19 protein-coding genes are annotated in these 16,525 nt (G+C 68.3%); 1 reads left to right on the forward strand and 18 read right to left on the reverse strand.

Features of this window, described 5'->3' with window-relative positions; translation table 11 throughout:
• Nucleotides 1-132: 132 nt before the first annotated feature.
• From LGR69_RS02085 to LGR69_RS02135, 11 genes are all read right to left on the reverse strand, one after another.
• Nucleotides 133-459, reverse strand: a complete 327-nt coding sequence (locus LGR69_RS02085; RefSeq protein WP_230365015.1) for a hypothetical protein — start codon at nt 457-459, stop codon at nt 133-135.
• A complete protein-coding gene (locus LGR69_RS02090) occupies nt 456-887 on the reverse strand; it encodes a hypothetical protein (protein WP_230365016.1) in 432 nt (143 codons plus the stop codon). The genes LGR69_RS02085 and LGR69_RS02090 overlap by 4 nt, the downstream gene beginning before the upstream one ends.
• 11 nt (nt 888-898) lie before the next feature.
• Nucleotides 899-1,549 (reverse strand): BON domain-containing protein, encoded by a 651-nt coding sequence (locus LGR69_RS02095; protein ID WP_230365017.1) that lies wholly within the window; start codon nt 1,547-1,549, stop codon nt 899-901.
• A 52-nt stretch (nt 1,550-1,601) separates the two neighbouring features.
• A complete protein-coding gene (locus tag LGR69_RS02100) occupies nt 1,602-1,949 on the reverse strand; it encodes a DUF1476 domain-containing protein (RefSeq protein ID WP_230365018.1) in 348 nt (115 codons plus the stop codon).
• A 157-nt stretch (nt 1,950-2,106) separates the two neighbouring features.
• Entirely contained in the window at nt 2,107-2,475 is a 369-nt protein-coding gene (locus LGR69_RS02105) for an SPW repeat protein (protein WP_230365019.1), read from the reverse strand.
• A gap of 77 nt (nt 2,476-2,552) precedes the next feature.
• Nucleotides 2,553-3,245 carry a helix-turn-helix domain-containing protein gene (locus LGR69_RS02110; RefSeq protein WP_230365020.1) on the reverse strand — a complete coding sequence of 231 codons (693 nt, stop codon included), beginning with the start codon at nt 3,243-3,245 and terminating at the stop codon, nt 2,553-2,555.
• A gap of 121 nt (nt 3,246-3,366) precedes the next feature.
• Nucleotides 3,367-3,591 carry a hypothetical protein gene (locus LGR69_RS02115; protein ID WP_230365021.1) on the reverse strand — a complete coding sequence of 75 codons (225 nt, stop codon included), beginning with the start codon at nt 3,589-3,591 and terminating at the stop codon, nt 3,367-3,369.
• A 95-nt stretch (nt 3,592-3,686) separates the two neighbouring features.
• Nucleotides 3,687-4,052 (reverse strand): SPW repeat protein, encoded by a 366-nt coding sequence (locus LGR69_RS02120; protein WP_230365022.1) that lies wholly within the window; start codon nt 4,050-4,052, stop codon nt 3,687-3,689.
• A 510-nt stretch (nt 4,053-4,562) separates the two neighbouring features.
• Complete coding sequence (locus LGR69_RS02125) at nt 4,563-4,958, reverse strand: response regulator transcription factor (RefSeq protein WP_230365023.1); 396 nt, start codon at nt 4,956-4,958, stop codon at nt 4,563-4,565.
• A 93-nt stretch (nt 4,959-5,051) separates the two neighbouring features.
• The gene (fixJ, locus tag LGR69_RS02130; RefSeq protein WP_230365024.1) at nt 5,052-5,660 is read right to left on the reverse strand and encodes a response regulator FixJ; all 609 of its coding nucleotides are present in this window, start codon (nt 5,658-5,660) and stop codon (nt 5,052-5,054) included.
• Nucleotides 5,650-7,197, reverse strand: a complete 1,548-nt coding sequence (locus LGR69_RS02135) for a sensor histidine kinase (RefSeq protein ID WP_230365025.1) — start codon at nt 7,195-7,197, stop codon at nt 5,650-5,652. Before LGR69_RS02135 ends, fixJ begins: the two co-directional genes overlap by 11 nt.
• A 308-nt stretch (nt 7,198-7,505) precedes the next feature.
• Between LGR69_RS02135 and LGR69_RS02140 the strand changes: the two genes are divergently transcribed.
• Nucleotides 7,506-8,366: a universal stress protein gene (locus LGR69_RS02140; protein WP_230365026.1), complete on the forward strand. Its 861-nt coding sequence runs from the start codon at nt 7,506-7,508 to the stop codon at nt 8,364-8,366.
• 288 nt (nt 8,367-8,654) lie between these two features.
• Here LGR69_RS02140 and LGR69_RS02145 read toward each other — a convergent pair whose 3' ends face one another.
• From LGR69_RS02145 to LGR69_RS02175, 7 genes are all read right to left on the reverse strand, one after another.
• On the reverse strand, nt 8,655-9,068 hold the full coding sequence (locus tag LGR69_RS02145) for a BLUF domain-containing protein (protein WP_230365027.1): 414 nt from the start codon (nt 9,066-9,068) through the stop codon (nt 8,655-8,657).
• Between the two features lie 168 nt (nt 9,069-9,236).
• The gene (locus LGR69_RS02150; protein WP_230365028.1) at nt 9,237-10,049 is read right to left on the reverse strand and encodes a universal stress protein; all 813 of its coding nucleotides are present in this window, start codon (nt 10,047-10,049) and stop codon (nt 9,237-9,239) included.
• A 95-nt stretch (nt 10,050-10,144) separates the two neighbouring features.
• Nucleotides 10,145-12,058 (reverse strand): heavy metal translocating P-type ATPase, encoded by a 1,914-nt coding sequence (locus LGR69_RS02155; RefSeq protein WP_370881341.1) that lies wholly within the window; start codon nt 12,056-12,058, stop codon nt 10,145-10,147.
• A 459-nt stretch (nt 12,059-12,517) separates the two neighbouring features.
• Entirely contained in the window at nt 12,518-14,161 is a 1,644-nt protein-coding gene (locus LGR69_RS02160; RefSeq protein ID WP_230365029.1) for a hybrid sensor histidine kinase/response regulator, read from the reverse strand.
• Nucleotides 14,162-14,168: 7 nt separating this feature from the next.
• Nucleotides 14,169-14,471 carry a hypothetical protein gene (locus LGR69_RS02165; RefSeq protein WP_230365030.1) on the reverse strand — a complete coding sequence of 101 codons (303 nt, stop codon included), beginning with the start codon at nt 14,469-14,471 and terminating at the stop codon, nt 14,169-14,171.
• 202 nt (nt 14,472-14,673) lie between these two features.
• Entirely contained in the window at nt 14,674-15,456 is a 783-nt protein-coding gene (locus LGR69_RS02170; RefSeq protein WP_230365031.1) for a hypothetical protein, read from the reverse strand.
• A gap of 194 nt (nt 15,457-15,650) precedes the next feature.
• Nucleotides 15,651-16,283 (reverse strand): LuxR C-terminal-related transcriptional regulator, encoded by a 633-nt coding sequence (locus tag LGR69_RS02175; protein ID WP_007565674.1) that lies wholly within the window; start codon nt 16,281-16,283, stop codon nt 15,651-15,653.
• Between the last annotated feature and the right edge of the window lie 242 nt (nt 16,284-16,525).

Genomic DNA, 16,525 nt, shown 5'->3' on the forward strand with positions numbered 1-16,525 from the left:
CTGTGCCGCGGCTCAGGCCGGTGCACATCGCACTGGTATCACGGGGCCGCTCGGGGATCCGGCGAGCCGAGATGGGTTGAGCGCGCGGCCACCGGAGCGATGGCCGCGCGCGATCTGAGAGCGATCAAGGATTCAGCTCTGACCGATCGCGCCGAGTATCGCCTCCGAATAATCCCCGCATCCGAGGCCGAGTGCGACAGCCACCTCCGGCGTCACAGAAGCGTCGACCATCCCGAGCCCCGTCTCACCGCCATTCTCCCGACGTCCATCGGGGAGCAGTGCGGCGCCGGTCAGCGGTCCCGCCTCCCGGTCCAGCAACCGATCGATCTCGTTGGCCCAGAAGATTGGCACGTCGAACCAGAGGGTGCGCCACAGGATCAGCCAGGGATTCTCGAGCGGGTCCAGCCCCGGATGGCGATCGGTGTCGGCCGCGGGCAAGGGCGCGGATAGCGGCGTCATGGCGGACCTCCGGGAATGGCGTCGCCGACACGGGCGACCATGAAGGTGCGGTAGGCCGCGTCGTCGACCTCGCGGATCGAGACGTATTCGCCGGGGACGAAGGCGTGCGCGCCGAGGCGGTAGCCCGGCTCGTCGTCCGCGGTGGTGCGGTCGTCGTAGTCGATCAGCCAGGTCGCGCCGCCTTCGCCGCCGGCGCGGTGGACGAGGCGGCCGTGCCGGTCGGGCTCGCCGGTCCAGAAGCGGAGCACCCGGCAATGGTCGCGGATGGCCCGCCAGAGCGCCGCGTCGAGGTGACCGTCCGGGCCCAGGGGCGCGACGATCTCGTAGCCGCGGCCGGCACTGCCGTCCGGATAGTCCGGGCAGCGCGCCAGCGTCAGGGTCACCCGGTGCAGCGCGGCGGACGTCGTGTCGTGTTTGGAATGGGTCATGGCCCGGCTCCTCAGGACAGGGCGACGATCCGGTCCTCGACGGACCGCACGCCCGGCACCGACCAGGCCGCGCGCTCAGCGGCCTCGCGCTCGGCCGAGGCGGTCACGGCGCCCTCCAGGATGACCTTGTCGCCCGCGACGCTGACCTTGATCGCGTCCGCCTCGAACAGCGCCCCCCGCTTGAACGCCTCCAGGATCCGGTCCTTGATCGCCGTCGACCGGATTTCGGGCTTGATCGCGATGAGGTTCGTGACCCCGAAGACGCCGCCGAGCCGGCGCACGGCCGCCTCGGCGCCCATCGCCTGATACTTCCAGGGCACCGCGCCGGTCAGGGTGATCCAGCCGCCGGCGACCTTGACCTGGATGGCGTCCTTGGGGAGGTGGACGGACCAGTCGATGATCGCGAGCGCCCGCCGGGCGATCTGGTCGTCCTCGATCTTCTTGGCGTCGGCGAAGCGGACCTGGATCTCCTGGGCGATGGCGCGCACGCCCTTGACCCGGCGGACGGCGCGCTCGGCCTCGACCTTCTCGGCATAGCTGCCGACATGGCCCGTGAGGGTCACGACGCCGTTGGAGACGGCGACGCCGATATCGCCGACATCGAGGCTGGGGTCGAAGTCGAGCTCGTCGAGGACGTCGCGGCGCAGATCCTTGTCGGTCATGTCGTCTCTCCCGGTATCTCCACGTTGCGCGGAAGACCGGAATGTGGACGCGCTAGGCCGACGAGCCTTGATCCAGCGCAAGGCCGACGCGCCGTTCCGCCTGGGCGAGCCGGGCGCATCGCTCCATCTCGGTGCGCAGGACCGGGAGCGGCGCCTCGACGCCGGCATCCCGCAGGTCGTCGTGAAGCCGCGCGAGCAGATCCTCGTCGCGGGTCACCACGGCGCCGTCGGTGAAGGCCGTGACGTAGCCCTCCGACGCCTTGCCGGTCAGACCCATCCGCTCGCAGGCCCAGGTGGCCAGGAGCCTGTTGCGCCGGTTGCGGGTGTGAAAGCGCGCCTCCTCCTCGTAGGCGAAGCGGCGCTCGAAGGCTTGTTCGCGCTCGTCGAACGTCGTGGTCATGGGACGCCTCCCTCGCGGAGCTGTGCCGATTGTACCGGCAACGGACCAGGCATTCTCCGACCGGCCGCTGCGGCGGACCTTGAGACAGATCAACGTGCGCGTGGGGGGCCGGTGCCCTGCGCCGGTGGCCGCCCGACCTCGGCCGACGCGCGGGCGATCAGATCTCGTAGGCCGCGGGCGAGTCGCGCAGCCGCCACAATGCGGAGCCGGCCGAGACGATCAGGGCGACGCCGAAGCCGACATGCGCCCAGATCCCGGCGGCCGTACCCGCGAAGGCGAGGATCCAGGGCGCCGCGCAGCTCCAGAGCCCCGCGGCGGCGATGGCGTATTCCTCCCAGGCGTGGGTCTGCTTCATCGTGAGGAGGGCGAGCGCGATCACCGTCGCCCCGGTCGCCCAGGCGTTCCAGGCGGCGACGGGTTCGCCGGAGAAGTCGAAATACCAGGGGGCGACGGCCAGTCCCGCGCCCAGCAGCAGGTTCCAGATGCCGAGAAACAGGTCTTCGGGCTGGTTCTTGATCGTGCGCATCGTCCGCTCCCCTGAGCAATGTCAGGTGGGGAAGCGTGCGCCGCGCCCGTCCACCGCTCCTTGAGGTGGATCAAGCCTCAATCCTCGACCATCCGCCGCAGGCGTGCGCGGTGCAGCGTGACGGTCCGGGCGCCGGAGCGCACCAGGGCTCGCTCGGCTTCGAGCAGCGAGAAGGTGCGCGACACGGTCTCGATCGTGAGCCCGAGATAGTCGGCGATGTCGCGCCGGGTCATCGGCAGCTCGAAGGTGCCCGTGCCCCCCAAGCGGGTATCGACGTCGAGCAGGATGGCGGCGACGCGCTCATGCGCCGAGCGGCGTCCGAGCAGCAGCATGTGGTCCTGGGCGCCGCGGAGGCCGTTCGCCGCCATGTCCCAGAGATGGCAGGCCACATCGGCCCGCTGGGCCGCGACGCGCTCGATCTGCCGCCGCCGGAAGATGCGGACCTTCGTGTCGGAGAGCGCCTCGGCCGTGTGCCGGTAGCTTTCGCCCTGCTCGAAACCGAACAGGTCACCCGGCAGGTGGAAACCGGTGATGAGGCGGCGTCCGTCGCTCAGTACCTTGTGCGTGCGCACCGCGCCGGCGACGACCCGGTAGACGAATTCCGCGTCCTCGCCTTCGCCGTAGATTTCCTCCTCACGGGCATACGCGAAGGGCGTCCCGATGAGCTCGGGGCAATCCGCGAACAGAACGCTGTCCCGGTCGTCGACGGCCGGCGAGGGATGACCGGCCGGCCTGTTCGACACGATCGGCTGCACGAACGGGTTGGTCATCGGTCGCTCCTCATCGGTATCGATGGGGGCGAGACTGGCCGCTTCTCGAACGCCGCGAAATTCCGTGCGGTCGCTTAAGCAAGCTTGCATAAGGGGACTTACGTAGGCGCTCCGTACGGCTTCACATCGCCCCGGCCGCCACGAAGACCCAGCCCACCGTCGGGTTGGACGGCGCCATCGCGGCCGCCCGGATCGCCAGCATCCAGCCGACGGCAACGAGGAGCCCGTAGGCCAGCACCGCCAGGACGAGGGTTACGAGCTCGGCATGGCGCTGCAGCGCGTGGATCGACGCGCAGCCCATCGTGAAGGATGCGGCGGCGGCGACGGCGAAGAGGTCGATCGGCATGATCCTGCTCCGCGTCGGGACGAGCCGTGCTCGCAATCGCGCCGCGCCGGACGCGATGTCCCGGCGCGGCCTGTCGCGGGACGGTCGCGGCCCGATCAGATGGAGTGCGTCCGGGGGCCGTAGAGCTTCCGAAGCTCCGCACCGGCCATGATGGTGACGGCGAGCCCGACGATGACGTGGACGCCCATGGCGGAGCGAAGCTCTTCCAATCCGAGTGCCCAGGGCGCCATCGTCACCCAGAGGCCGAGGGCGAGGTTGAGGTATTCCTCCCATTCGTAGGTCACGCCGAGGGCGAACACCGCAATGAACGTGATGGCACCGCCGCAGGCGAAGGCGTTGCGCGCGGCGGCGGTCTCGTAGCCCAATCCCAGATACCAGGGCGCCAAGGCGAGCGTGATGCCGAGCAGGATGGTCACGGCATTCGGGGCCATATCTTCGGTTCGGTTCTCCAGAACGCGCATGCGTCCCTCCTCAAGACAGGGACCACGGCCGCTATCGGGCCCATGGTCGAGCGGCGGAAGACCCGTCGCCTGCACTGAGAAAATCCTTGCCGGATGCTGCGCCCAGACATTGATCTGCATCAATACGCTTTTCGCAACGCGGGGCGCGCTCTGTTATCTGTTTTCATCATCGCCGAAAGCTTGACGGATCGCTTGGCAGGCGATGCATTCGCATTGACTATCGGCTTCGTCTCTCGGGGCCGCGACGTCGAGCCTGGACTGTCGGGATCGGCGAAACGCGCCGACCGCGGCGGCGTCCACATTGCATGGAGAGTAGGGTCGCAGACCGTTCGGCCTCGCATTCCCCGACGTGCCAGGGGCGGGATTGCGCTGGATCAAGGTCGGGCCGCCCGGGAGCGGTCAGGCTCTCGGTTCAGCCGGAACGGGGAAAGTGCAGGCCGTGTCACGCACGCTGCGCCCTGGGCCACTCCGCGCAAGCCGCCGCGCCCGCAAGATCCCGCGGCGGGCTGTCTAGTCCGTCGAACCTTCGCGCGAACGCGGCTCGGCTTCGCCGGCAGCCAGCATGGTCATGAAGGCGTCGAGCGCGAGCGGCTTCTCGATCAGGGGCAGGCCGGCGTCACGGGCGCGGGCGCGGATGCCGGGGTCGGGGTGCCCGGTCATCAGCACGGCCGGCGTCGCGAGGCCGGATGCCCGCAGACGCCGGAACACTTCCAACCCGTCCATCCCGGGCATGACCTGATCGAGGATCACGAAGGCCGGGCTCGGGCCGGGAAAAGCCTGCAGCACCGCGTCGCCGCTCGCGAAGGCCTCGACGCGGTGCCCCTCGCTCTCGAGGAGGAAGCGCATCGAGTGCAGGATGGCGGGATCGTCGTCTACGACGAAGATGGTGGATGGGTCGGATGACATGACGGCGGCCGGAGGGAGCGCCCGGCTGGGGCGCCCGAGAATTGAATCTTGGCGAAAGCGTACAAGCCGACCTTGACCTATCTCAACGGCCTCTCAGGCGATGCCGGCCAGGACCGCCCAGCGCACCAGTTCCTGAAGGCTGGCCGCATGCGTCTTGGCCATGAGCTTGGCCCGATAGATCTCCACGGTCCGGTAGCTGATATCGAGGGCGCGACCGATATCCTTGCTGGTCCCGCCGGCGACGAGGCGCTCGAGCACTTGGCGCTCGCGCTCGCTCAAGGTCGCGACCCGCCGCATGAAGTCCTGAAGGGCGGGGTCGGCTGCCTCGGACGGATTACCGCGCTCCGTCGCGGCGCGCAGCGCCTGGAGAAGCAACACGTCGTCGAACGGCTTCTCGATGAAGTCGCAGGCTCCGAGCTTCATCGCCTCGACCGCCAGCGGCACGTCGCCGTGACCGGTCATCATGATCACCGGGAGCGTGTGGCCGACGGCCCGCAGGCGGCGGAGGAGTTCCAGCCCGTCGATCCCGGGCATCCGGATATCCGTCAGGATGCAGCCGGAGGCGGGCGCCGTGAGGCGTTCGAGCAAGCTTGCCCCGTCCTCGTAGAGCACAACCGTAAATCCCGCGGTGTCGAGCAGGAAGCTGATCGAGTCCCGCATGGCCGCATCGTCATCCACCACGTGCACGAGGCTATTCGCCATCGGTGATGTCTCCTTCGTGCGCGGCCTGCAGGGTCAGCCGGAAGGTCGCACCGCCGTCCGGGTTCCGCTCGACCGTGAGGCGCCCGCCATGCGCCTCGATGATGGTCCGGCAGATCGACAGCCCGACGCCCATCCCGGTCCGCTTGGTCGTGACGAAGGGCTGGAACAGGCGATCCGCCACGACCTCCGAGATACCGGGCCCGGTATCCGCCACGGCGATCTCGACCATCCCCGGGGGCAATCGTCGCGCCACGATGGCGAGGTCGCGCCGCGGGCTGTGCAGCATGGCCTCGCGGGCGTTCCGGATCAGGTTGATCAGGACCTGTTGAACCTGCACGCGGTCGGCCAGCACCGCGCCGATGCGGGGGGCGAGCGTCACCCGCAGGCTGACCCCCTCCTGGCGCCCGCCCACCAGGGCGAGGGCTGCGGCCTCCTCGATCAGCCGCGAGACGGGTTCGACACGCTTCTCCGTCTCGCCGCGGGCAACGAACTCGCGCAGGCGGCGGATGATCTGCCCGGCCCGCAATGCCTGCTCGGCGGTCTTGTCGAGGATCTCGATGGTCTTGGCGATATTCTCCGGTTCGGCCCGCGCGAGCAGGCGGCGGCAGCCCTTGGTATAGTTGCTGATCGCGCCGAGCGGTTGGTTCAGCTCGTGCGCCAGGGCGGAGGCCATCTCGCCCATCTCGCTGACACGGGACATGTGGACGAGCTCGGCCTGAAGCTCCTGGAGCCGGGCCTGGGTCTGCTGGCTCTCCGTCAGATCGTTGATGAAGCCGGTGAAGAAGACTTGATCGCCCGACCGCATCTCGCCGATGGCGAGCTCCATCGGGAAGGTCGAGCCGTCCTGCCTTCGGCCGGTCACGACCCGCGTAGTTCCGATGATGCGCCGCTCGCGGGTCCGCCTGTAGCGGTCGAGATAGCCATCGTGCTCGCCGCGCATCGGCTCCGGCATCAGCATGCGGACGTTCTGCCCGGTCGCCTCGGCCGCCGTGTAGCCGAACAGGCGCTCGGCCGCCGTGCTGAACGAGTGGATCGAGCCCACCTCGTCGATGACCACCATCGCCTCCGGAACGGTGTCAAGGATGGATTGCAGATGCGCCTCCCGCGCGCGCAGATCCGCCTCGGCGCGCTTTTCCGCGTCGATGTCGAGGACGACGCCCCGGTGCCGGACCGGGCGGCCTCCGGGATCGAGCTGCACCCCGCCGCGCGACCGAAGCCAGCAGACATGTCCGTCCGGCCGCAGCACGCGATAATCGACCTCGTAGCGTCCGCCCTCGCGCAGGGCCGTGTGGATCGCGTCCGCCCTGGCCTGGCGGTCGTCCGGATGAACCAGGGCCTGCGTGGCGGCGAAGGTATCGAGCTGCTCGGGCCGGACGCCGAACAGCTTGGCGCAGGTCGGCGAGATCGTGGCCCGACCGGTCGGAATGTCCAGCGACCAGATGCAGATGCCGACTTCGTCGAGGAGCTTGCGGAGTTCGTCGGCGGCCAGGATGCCGCCGGCCGGATCCGTGCCGGACGACACGATGGAATTCGTCATCGCTCCCAACCGAAGTGGTCACTTGGGCTGCGGTGCCGGGGGGCTTACCGGTTCGCCACCGGCATGATCCGCACGTGACCTATAGCTCGCGCCCCGGATCGGCCAAAGCTAACTTGCTCGGAATCCGGACCTTCTCCGGTGCCGGCGACAGCAATCCGTCCCATCCAGTGCCGGCAGTCGGCTCGACCCCATCGGCAGCGTCGGCGGGGTTCGGCATGGCCGGTCTTGCGCTGAATCCTTGCGCTGAATCAAAGTGACCGCGCGGCAAAGGAGCCAACCTTGGGCCCGGTTCAAACCGGAGGCGACCCATGTCGAGAAGCACGCCAAACCCTCTCACGTCCATTCGCGACGTTCTGGTCGGCACCGCCGTGGAGAGGGAGCGCGAGGAATCCTCAGCGGCGATCGGCTACGGGTTAACGCTGGCGAAACAGGCCGGCGCACACCTGACGGTGCAATCGGCCTCCTGGCGGCTGTCGGGCGATGATTCCTGGCTCTGCGAGTTCGACAGCATCGGCGCGGCGGCGATCGATCGCCGCCTCGACGCCCTGGCCCGCTCCATCGCCGACCGAACCGCCGGGAATGCGGCCCAGGCCGGGGTGATCTGCACGACGGAGACCCCGAGCCTGTCCTACCCGGAGGTGGCGAGCCGGCTCGCCGCCCGGGCGCGCCTGCACGACCTCGCCATCCTGGATGCCGGTCCGCGGACCTATGACCTCGACCGTGAGATGATCGAGAAGACGCTGTTCCATAGCGGTCGGCCTGTCATCGCCGTCCCGCCGGATCAGACGGCGTTTGCCGCGCGGCGCGTCATCGTCGCCTGGGATGGCAGCGCGCAGGCGGCCCGCGCCGCCAATGACGCCCTGCCGTTCCTCCGCGCCGCCGAGGCCGTCGAGATCGTGTCGGTCGGCGAGGACGAGGAGATCGAGGCATCGGTCCCGGGCGCCGAATTCGCCCCCCACCTGGCGCGGCACGGCGTGAGCGTCAGCGTCAACGACCTACCGGTCAAAGGCCCGGTCGCCGAGAGCCTTCGTGCCCAAGCCGGCCTGTTCCGAGCCGACATGATCGTGATGGGGGCCTATCGGCATTCCTGGACGCGGGAACGCCTCTTCGGCGGCGTCACGCGCTCGCTCCTGAGGAGCAGCCCCGTCGCGCTGTTCCTGTCCCATTGACGGCGCGAGGCGGATCATGAGCGATTGTAAATTGGCGGGTCCGGACGCCGACCCATCACGGGCTCTGGCTCGGCCGGGCCCGGTCGAGGGCAGCCCGGTGCCGGACGATGCGCACCGGGGCGAGGCCGTTGCGCAGACGCCTGTTCAGAATCGGATCCCGTGGACGGCACCGCTGGACGAGGAGAAACTCCGCGCCCTGAAGGCCGGCTGGGGATTCCTAGAATGACAGGCCGGCAAACCCGCGGCGCTGAGGCGACGGCGCCCCATCCGCGCTGATCACCGCGTCTGTCATCGCGCGACATGCGGGGCCTGTGCGAACCCCCGCATGACGTCGATCAGACGCCGCAGATGGTGCGGATCCGGTTGCGGCGACGTCCGCTCCACCAGGATCCTGATCAACCCGTCAACGAAGACCGAGGCGCCGGAATAGGCCAGCGACCAGTCCGGGAAACGACGTCCGTCGATGGCGTCGTACAGGAGAACCTCGACCTCCGCATGGCGTGGATCGCGACGGATGCTGTCCATCAACTCATCCACAGCAGCCCGCGGCCCCTCGAGGATCTGTGCGAAACGGCCCGGAGACGTGATCAGCGCGCCGGTGACCTGCAACCGCGCATTCCGGGCTCGTGACACCGCGACGATGTCGTCCACATCAGCGTCGCTCGCCATCCGCTGGCTGACGTAGAGAAGCGAACCTTCCATCCTCGTTCCCCCGACTACCTGAGGTCGACTCAGATCCCGCTGCCTCCGAGACCGGCTTTCAAGCTGCGATGTAAGGCGCGTGCGCGCGCCGGGCCTCCTGTGCGTGGGACGGCACGACGAGCCTCGTTCGAGCGATCGGCGTACCGAGGACGAGACCGCGTCAATCCATCAGTGGCTCATCAGGCAGCAGGCCGGCGAGCGGTCGAGAAGGTCGCGCGTGACACCGCCGAGGATCCACTCCCGAAGCCGTGAATGGCCGTAGGCGCCCAGGACGATGAGGTCAGCATCCTGGCGCACGGCGAAGTCGATGAGTGCGTCGCCTGCACGCCCGCGTGTCCGCAAAGAGTCGGTGGTGACGCGCGCGCCATGCCGGGCGAGATGCTCCGCCACCGCCTCGGCGGTCCCGCCTCGGCCGTCGTCGCCGACGGTGGCGACCAGAACGTGGTCCGCGACGCGCAGACAGGGCAGTGCAGCCAACACGGCCCGCCGCGCCTCGGGACAATCCTTCCAAGCGACGACGACGCGGCCGCCCTTGAGATGCCTGGCTCCCGGCGGCACGACCACGACGGGGCGACCCGCTTCCATCACGGTCGGTCCCGGCCGCACGCCGAGCGGGCCCGCATCCGCGTCGTCCGATCCGCAGCGGCCGACGACGACGAGGTCGGCGGCGCATGCACACGCGACGAGATGCGCGATCGGGTCGGCAAAGGCCGCGTTCCAGGCCGTGCGGAGCCGAGGCCCCGCGCAGCGTTCGAACACGTCGCGCGCCTCATCGAGAAGCTTGCCTATCCGGTCCGCGTTCTGCTGGAGGTGGGCGACGGCGGCCTCGATATCGTTCACCAGGATCGGGACCGGAAGCGGGTGGGCGGCAACACCGGTCAGGGTCGCCGCGAACCGGCGAGCCAGATCGGCGGCGAGGCCGATCCGGTCTGGCGCGGCACCACCGAGGTCGGCGGAGACGAGGATGTTCGCATAACCCATGGCCGGCTCTGGCCTCCGTCGTGGAGACGGAAGCTGGCCCCCGGACGGGCTCGCCGCCTTGATTCAGCGCAACCATGAGCGCCGACGCGGGCGCGTCAGGAGGGCCGCAGGCTGGCCGGCCCTTCCGCCGCGCCTTCGCCGCTGCCGCCGAGGACGCGCATGGCGTTCAGGATGACGGCGACGTCGATGGCCTCCTGAAGGAGCGCCCCCTGCAAGGGCGAGAGGTAGCCCAGGGCCGCCGCGACCATGCCGGCGACGGACAGCCCGAGACCAGCCAACACGCTCTGCAACGCGATGGCGCGGGCCCGCCTGGCGATGCGGATGGCCTTCGGCAGGGGGGCCAGGCTGTCGACGAGAAGCACGATATCGGCCGCCTCGGCGGCGGCTGCCGCCCCCCGCGCACCCAACGCGACGCCGAGATCGGCGGCTGCCAGGGCGGGCGCGTCGTTGATCCCGTTGCCCACCATCATCACCCTGCCGTTCGCCCGCTCCCGCGCGACGATGGCGGTCTTGTCCGCCGGGTCGAGGTCGGCCGCCACCTCATCGATGGTCAGGCCGGCGACGAGCGTATCCGCGACGGCGCGCCTGTCGCCGGTGGCGAGCACCACCCGCGCGATGCCGGAGGCCCAAAGCTCGGCCAGCAGCCGCGCCGCGTCGGGCCGCAACGGGTCCTCGAAAACCAGGATGGCCGCCGGCATGCCGTCGACGGCGACCAGGACCGTCGCGGCCGCCGAGTTGTCTCCGCGAATGCCGTCCGGGGGCGGGAAGGCGATGCCGCGCGCACGCATCATGCGCGGGCCGCCGACCTCGACCTGCCGTCCCGCGACGAGACCGCGAATGCCTTCGCCGGGAAGCTCCGTCACCGCCGTGGGCGGCACGAGCGCAAGGCCGCGTCCTCGCGCGTCCTCGACCAGGGCGCGGGCCGTCGGATGGCCCGAGGCCTGGTCGAGGGAGGCCGCCAGCCTCAGGACGTCCGCCTCCGTGAAGGACGGCAGGACAAACGCCGACTTCAGTCGCGCCCGGCCGAGCGTCAGGGTCCCGGTCTTGTCGATGACCAGGACCCGCACCTTGGCCAGGGCTTCCAGAGCACCGCCCCCCTTGACGATGACACCGATGCCGGCCGCTCGCGACAGCCCGGAGACCAGAGCGACGGGCACGGCCAGGATCAGGGGACAGGGCGTGGCGACGACCAGCACAGCCAGTGCCCGCAGGGGATCGGCCGTGGCGGCCCAAGCGATCCCGGCCAGAAGCAGCGTCAGCGCGAGGAAGACGAGACTGTAGCGGTCGGCCATGCGGACCATCGGCGCCTTCTGGGCCCGAGCCGCTTCGACCAGCCGGACGATACCGGCATAGGTGCTCTCGGCGGCCCGGCGCTCGGCCACGAGGGTGAAGGGCGCTCCGACATTGAGCGTGCCGCTCACCACGGCAGCGCCCAGCTCGAAGGTGACCGGCCGCGCCTCACCGGTGAGGCTCGCCTGATCGAGGACGGCCCGGCCCGCGCACACGCAGCCATCGACCGGAAGGACATCGCCGACCCGCACGAGGATGCGGTCGCCCGGCACAAGGAACTCGACGGGCACATCGCTCACGACGCCGTCCGCCTCGCGCAAAGCGGTGCGCGGCTGGCGGCCGACCAGAGCCGTCATCGCCCGACCGGCCCGCCCCGCTGCGTAGGCCTCCAGCGATTGCCCGCCTGCATACATCAGCGCGATGACGACGCCGGCCAGCGGCTGGGACAGCGCGACCGTGCCGCCCATGGATAAGGCTGCGACGAGGTCGAGGCCGATATCGCCATGGGCCAAGCTGATCGCGATCCGGATGGAGAGAACCGCGAGCACGGTCACAGTGGGAAGCGTCCAGGCCCAGGCCGCGAAGCCGGGCTGTCCCTGGGCTTGCGCCGACAGGCCGACGCAGAGGCCGATCAGCGGCAGGATCGCGAGCCAGCCCCGAAGGCCCAGGAGCAGCGCTGTCAACCCGCGCCATCGCGTTGCGGTCGAGCCCACGGCCATCCCTATATTTTCACGGCTGACGCGGCTCTCGCCGGACGGGCCTGACCGGATATTCGCGCTTCGACGAGGCAATGACTTCGATGAATCGCCGGAATACCCGCGTCCGGGTAACAGCTATCGCGGGTCGCTGCGCCGCCACGAGGCTGAGCCGTCGCCTGTCCACCTCAGCATGCGTGACCCATCATGTATCCGAAACCCGGCCTCTCACTGCGTTGCGATGGATCAAGATCATGGATCTCTGCGCCGCTCGGCTTCCCGGGCGGATCAAGTGCCATTCGGCGTCGCGCTATGGAGCGCCGACACCCGCCAGCAGCGCACCGGATCTTGTGTTCCGGCGACCCAGGGTCGCTACGATGCAACAGCTTCCGACCCGGTGCGGTCGATAATGCCGCGCCGGGCCGTCGTGGGCAGGCGCCACGACTGATTTCGAAGCCCCGCCCCGTGTCGAGCGGGCCTTTTTCATACAGCCACGCGAGATCCGCGCAGCTTCACGCTCGCCGCGAGGATGACCGAGCGTAGTTCGGCCGGCCGGACCGGCTTTGACAGGATCGGGACATCCGTCCTGCCGAGATCTTCCTGCACGCGCCCCGCATCGTGGCCGCTGATGACGACGACCGGGACGTCCCGCCCCAAGGCCTCCTGCACCGCCGCGATGCACTCTGTCCCGGTCACGCCGTTCCCGAGTTCGAAATCGGTGATGAGAAGGTCGGTTGCGGTGATGGTCTTCGGGATCGTCGGTTCCGGCTGGACCTGACATCCCCAGCGCCGGAGCAGGTTGGCGGTCGCGGCCAGGACGGCCTCGTCATCCTCGACCAGCAGGACCCGCAACCCGTTGACGGATGCCGCCGGATCGAGCGCGGGCTTGCGGCTCGCCTCGGCCGGCCTGCCGACGATCGGCAGCGGCCCGAAGGTCACGCAGGTGCCGTGGAGCGGGACGGAGCGAAGCCTGAGCTCCAGGTCCAGGAGTTCGCAGAGACGGCGCACGATGGGCAGGCCGAGACCGACGCCGTCGATGTCTTTGTCGCCCCGCTGGCGAACCCGATAGAACTCGTCGAACACCTTCGTTTGATGCTCCGGCGCGATGCCCGGGCCGCGATCATAGACCTGGACGGCGAGCCCGCCCTTACGCCGACGGCAGGCGATCAGGATCGGTCGTCCGGGCGCGTATTTGATCGCGTTGTTGACGATGTTCTGCAGCATCGTCGTGAACAAGGCGCGGTCGGTCTCCACGATCACGCGGCATGCGCGGCTGCGCAGTTCAGTCCCCGTACGCTGAGCGGCCTCCGAATTCTGGCGCAGCACATCCTCGATGATGTCATCGATCGCGACGGGTTCGATCCGGGGCTGGACCTTGCCGCTGTCGAGGGTCGAGACATCCAGCAAGGACTTGAACAGTCGCGACACGCTCTGCAGGGACCGGTCGATATTGTCGACCATCTGGAGTTCCTTGGCGCCGAGATTGGCATCGCGCAGGCAGGCGGTGAACAGGCTGATCGCGTGGATCGGTTGGCGTAGATCGTGACTCGCCTGTCCGAGGAAGCGCGACTTGGCGAGGTTCGCCTCCTGCTCCCGCTGGTAGGCGCCGCGCAAACGATTGAGCAGGATGTAGATGTAGTTCGGCACCAGAAGGGTGATGATGAACAGCGTCACGACCAGGAACGGGTTCTGCCGCCAGTAGGCGCTGAAGAACGTCGTCACCCCCATCGAGGCGAGCGCCAGCCCGGTGGTGATCTTGAGGTCGGTCTGACCGTGGCGCAGGCCATTGCCGACGATGATCCGGAGCACGATCACGTAGAGCGGCACGAACGGCGCGCCGCCGATCGCCATCGCATAGGTGATGCCGGCGAAATCGAGGCTGGTGGTGAAGGTGCGTCGCAATCGGTTCTCGCCCGGGTGATGCGAGATCCACCAATACATCCCGGCGGACAGAACCAAGTGGATCGGCACCAGATAGACGATCAGATACGTTTCCGGCGGCGCATAGCCGAGAAGGATCTGTGGAACGAGGTACAGGCACACGGATCCCATGGAGACGATGCGGATGAGTGCTTGCGCCGTCTCGTCGTCGGCGTTGCCGCCGCGATTGCGTCGTGCGGTCGTCATGGCACGATCAGGGGGTGCGGATAACGGATCCAGCCTTCGATCGGGGCCTGCCCTGAACCTCGCCGCAAGCCTGGTCCAGTTCGGCCGTCGGGCTGTCAAAGGTCCTTGCCAAGGCTGCATCGAAGCCGTCCGGTGTTTGCCGGGCCTCGCCGATCGCAGCCTTCTGCCGTCGCGTCAGATCCTGAAGCGGCGCTGCAGGACAGCCACCGCGGATTTCGGCCGCGACATGCATCCGGCCGCCGATCGCGACCCTGTTCGCCGGTTCTACGAAAACCCTGGTGACAAGACCACGTGTTTCCAGAACAAACATCAACGCAAAATTGTCTTATGTACCATGGCTTGCAGTGCGTTCTGATGATTGTTAATAAAATGATCTTAATAATTAGGCGTGTTGAACAAACAAATCGCCGATCCTGCCAAATAATGGGACCGCGTGACGCTCAATGATCGCGACAGGTTCCGGGACCGGGTCGCTGGCTCACACGGATGCCATTGTCATTGTTCCATCCGTATCAACGGTAGGTGCCGGATGCCTCGTCGAACCGGTAGACCCGGGCATCGCGTTCCGATGCCGACCGGACTTTGCCGTCCGGGCCGGCCAAGGTTCCGGTCAGCGTGACGCGGATCGGCGGCCACGCGGTAAGTCTGGCCGGATCCTCCGGAAGGATCTCGAGACGGCCCATGCTCTTGCCCATCTGACAGGGTTGGTCGCCATCGGACTCATCGCAGGCGGCACTCTCGTCGGAACCGGCCTCCACCTCACCGGCCAGTGTCCACCGCAATGGTGTTTCCCTGAAGTGCAGCAGGAGGAACGCGAAGCCGCGTGAGCCTGCGGACCCGTAAGAGGTCAGGCGCACCCCCATCATGAGACGCCCGCCGCTCACGGCCCGGACGATCGCCCCCCGGCCTTCGTCGATGTCCGGAGCGTCACCGTTCCTGTTGCCGGTACCGACTTTCCCGACCTGAAGCTGAATGCCCTTCAGACGCCAGCGCGTGTCCTCTAGCGCAAAGGTCGCGGCGGCGACCGTCCGTGTATTGGGTGTGTCCGGGTCCTCGCCGGGCGCGGGGAGCGTCGCGAACCCGGTGAACCACCGTCCGGTCTCCGTAGAGAATGCGGCGCCGTACCAGAACTCCGCCGAACGGCCGTCCTTGGCCCGGCAGGTCTTGGTGTCCTGGCTTGCGGGCCGCCCGCAGATTGCCGCCAGCACGGTCTCATTCGCGGGCGCGACGATGTCCGGGGCAGCTCGGGAAGGCGACACAATCGATGCCGCGGCCAGAGCCAGCCCCAGGACCATCAATCTGCGCAGTCGGGTCGAACGCCCGATAAGACCGCCATATCGCCTCATGGCGCCCTGCATAGCCAGAGACAAGGCCAAGCTTAAACTAGGACACCTGTACTACGAGCCCTGGACGGGGGGGGGATCGGACTGCCGTTGCGCATCGTGCCGTGCGGAGATCGGAAAAGCCGTCTGCAGGGGAATCGACAGGGTTACCCGCACAGACCGGCATTGGCGGCCTTGGCCGCCGCTGCGGATCGGGAGCTGACATCGAGCGCCCGCAGGAGCGCCGAGACGTGGATCCGGACCGTGAACGGTGAGATGTTCAGCTCCCGGGCGATCTCCTTGTTGGTGCGGCCCAGGGCGACGAGGCGCAGGACATCCTGTTGGCGCTGCGTCAGGCAAGGCAGGGTGCAACGGGGCGCCGCGAGAACCGGAGCGGGGTTTCGTTCGATGACGAAGGCTCCGTCCCGAATCGCCGCGATCGACGTCGCGATATCCGCCGCCGGCACCGACTTGCCGATGAATCCATCGGCGCCTGCGGCCATCACCGCCTCGATCGCGTCGTCGTCCTCGATCATCGAGACGATGATGATGGAGGCCTTCGGGAACTCCGTGCGCAGGGCCCCGATGGAGTGCCGGGGATCCAGGCCGGGGAACAGCAGGTCGAGGAAGAAGACCTGGGGCGGCGGGCCGGCGCGCGACAGCGCCCGAACATCGTCCATCGTGGCCGCCTCGTGGATCGTCGCCTGCGGGTAGAGCCGTTCGGCGATATGCCTCAACCCCTCGCGGAACAGGGGATGATCATCGGCGACGACGATTCGTTCTCTCGCCCAGCCGGTCATCCAACTCCCGATCGTCACATACGCTTGGGTGCAGTCCCGGACGGGACAGTCCGACCTTTAATGCCAAGCTGGCGGCTCGGGCAGTCAAGGCCAAAACCCTAGTCCAAATGCACTAGTAGACCGGTTTTGGTCGCCTGCCTAGAAGCAGTTTCCCGCAGCGTTCATGCATTTGCGGGATAATTCGAAATCTCTGGCAACTGAAGCGCGCTATTCCGGCAATCGAAAGCGTAAACTTCTCGAAG

The organism is Methylobacterium brachiatum, assembly GCF_020523825.1.
Taxonomy (GTDB): domain Bacteria; phylum Pseudomonadota; class Alphaproteobacteria; order Rhizobiales; family Beijerinckiaceae; genus Methylobacterium; species Methylobacterium brachiatum.